General features: G+C 60.3%; 2 protein-coding genes. Both read left to right on the forward strand.

The genetic code is table 11. From position 1 onward, the window contains the following. The first annotated feature begins 143 nt into the window (after positions 1–143). Positions 144–692, forward strand: coding sequence for a KH domain-containing protein (locus WBV42_RS06755; protein ID WP_066140570.1), 549 nt, complete (start codon positions 144–146; stop codon positions 690–692). Between the two features lie 140 nt (positions 693–832). Continuing rightward, positions 833–2509, forward strand: coding sequence for a thermosome subunit alpha (thsA, locus tag WBV42_RS06760; protein ID WP_423985350.1), 1677 nt, complete (start codon positions 833–835; stop codon positions 2507–2509). Positions 2510–2704 lie beyond the last annotated feature (195 nt).

Consider the following 2704-nt stretch of genomic DNA (forward strand, 5'->3'; position numbering starts at 1 on the left):
GTACGGGGGTGAGGAGGTTTTTGGTCCAGCTTTTGCCAAGGAGCCAGTAGAAACGACGACTGCGATGGTCGTCGTTTCTGCCTGCGACTGCAGCAAAAGGTGGTAGGGAAGGGCTTAAACGCCCTCACGTGATAGCGTTTCGTATGAAGCACGTGACGATTCCGCAGGACAGGATTGGTGTTCTCATAGGCCAAGGTGGTGAGACGATGCGAGAAATCGAAAGCCGTGCAGAGGTGCGTCTCGATATCGACTCGGACGACGGTTCCGTGCGCGTCGAACAGACCGGCGACCCGCTTCAGGGGTTGAAAGCACCTGACATCGTGAAGGCCATCGGTCGAGGGTTCTCACCCGAGGAGGCGCTTGCGTTGCTCGACGACGACTTGATGCTGTTCGATCTCGTGGATATCGAAGCTGCAGCGCGTAACAAGAACGACCTTCAACGACAGAAGGGCCGTCTCATCGGTGAGAACGGTCGAACACGGCAATTGCTGGAGGAACTATCGGGTGCGAACGTCGTCATTTACGGAACGACGCTCGGCATCATTGGCCAACCACAGCAGGTCGAAGTCGTTCGAAGCGCAGTCGAGATGCTCCTCGACGGTGCGCCACACGGCTCGGTGTACTCCTTCCTCGAACGCAAACGCAACGAGATGAAGCGCCAAGGGATGGAATACCACCAGTTCAGCGGTTAAATCCGATTTTTCACATATAAATAATTCGTGTTACTCCGTGGCACTCGCCGTCGAGAGGCTCGTGTGCCTCGTTCTCACGGCACCAAGGAAAGATTTATATAGAATCGCAATCAACGGATATGATGACTATGTCACAACCAATGGGCAACCAGCCACTTATCGTTCTTTCCGAGGACAGTCAGCGAACCTCCGGACGGGACGCACAATCGATGAACATCACGGCCGGGAAAGCGGTCGCAGAGGCCGCACGTACCACACTCGGCCCGAAAGGGATGGACAAGATGCTCGTCGATTCGACGGGCGACGTCGTCGTAACGAACGACGGTGTAACCATCCTCAAAGAGATGGACATCGAGCACCCGGCGGCGAACATGATCGTCGAAGTCGCCCAGACGCAGGAAGACGAAGTCGGCGACGGGACGACCAGCGCCGTCGTCATCGCTGGTGAACTCCTCCAGAAGGCGGAGGATCTGCTCGAACAGGACATCCACGCCACGACCCTCGCACAGGGGTACCGTCAGGCCGCCGAGAAGGCGAAGGAAGTCCTCGAAGAGAACGCGATCGAAGTCGATGCCGACGACACCGAGTACCTCGAAAAGATCGCCGCGACGGCGATGACCGGCAAAGGCGCGGAGAACGCCAAAGACCACCTCGCCAACCTCGTCGTTAGCGCCGTGCAGAGCGTCGCCGACGAGGACGGCGTCGACACGGACAACATCAAAGTCGAGAAGGTCGTCGGTGGCACCATCGACAACTCCGAACTCGTCGACGGCGTCATCATCGACAAGGAGCGCGTCCACGACAACATGCCGTACTTCGCCGAGGACGCCAACGTGGCCCTCGTCGACGGCGCGCTCGAAATCGCCGAGACGGAAATCGACGCGGAAGTCAACGTCACCGACCCCGACCAACTCCAGCAGTTCCTCGACCAAGAGGAATCCCAACTGCGTGAGATGGTTGACTCGCTGGTCGACGTCGGCGCCGACGTCGTCTTCGTCGACGGTGGCATCGACGACATGGCACAGCACTTCCTCGCACAGGAAGGCATCCTCGCCGTCCGCCGTGCGAAGTCGAGCGACATACAGAAACTGGCCCGCGCGACCGGTGCCACGCTCGTCAACAACGTCAACGACATCACCGAGGCCGACCTCGGCGTCGCCGGAAGCGTCGCTCAGAAGGATGTCGGCGGCGACCAGCGCATCTTCGTCGAGGAAGTCGAAGAGGCGAAATCGGTCAGCCTCATCCTCCGCGGCGGAACGGAACACGTCGTCGACGAAGTCGAGCGCGCAATCGAGGACAGCCTCGGTGTCGTTCGCGTCACGCTCGAGGACGGCAAAGTGCTCCCCGGCGGTGGCGCTCCGGAAACGGAACTCGCCCTCTCCCTGCGTGACTACGCTGACAGTGTCGGCGGCCGCGAACAGCTGGCCGTCGAAGCGTTCGCTGACACGCTGGAAGTCATCCCGCGCACCCTCGCCGAGAACGCGGGTCTCGACCCCATCGACTCGCTCGTGGACCTCCGTAGCAAACACGACGGTGGACAGACGAGCGCAGGTCTCGACGCATACACCGGCGACATCGTCGACATGGAAGAGGACGGCGTCGTCGAGCCGCTCCGCGTGAAAACGCAAGCGGTCGAAAGCGCTACGGAAGCGGCCGTCATGCTCCTCCGCATCGACGACGTCATCGCGGCTGGTGACCTCTCCGGTGGCAAAGTCAGCGACGACGATGACGAAGGCGGCGCGCCCGGCGGTGCCCCCGGCGGAATGGGTGGCATGGGCGGTATGGGCGGCATGGGCGGTATGGGCGGCGCGATGTAAGTTTCGACGAAAGGAGAAACTTCATCGACAGCCGAGGGAACCTCGGCCAAGGCTATGTAAGAGAGGTTTCGAAGACACCTCTACTGTCGAACGGGCTGTGCCCGTGAGAAAATTTCGACGAAAGGAGAAATTCATCGCACGACCGAGACCTCCTCGGTCGAGGCTAGTGAAAATCGGTCAACGACCGGTTTTCAT

Origin of the sequence: Haladaptatus sp. (genome assembly GCF_049589095.1) — an archaeon.
GTDB lineage: Archaea > Halobacteriota > Halobacteria > Halobacteriales > Haladaptataceae > Haladaptatus.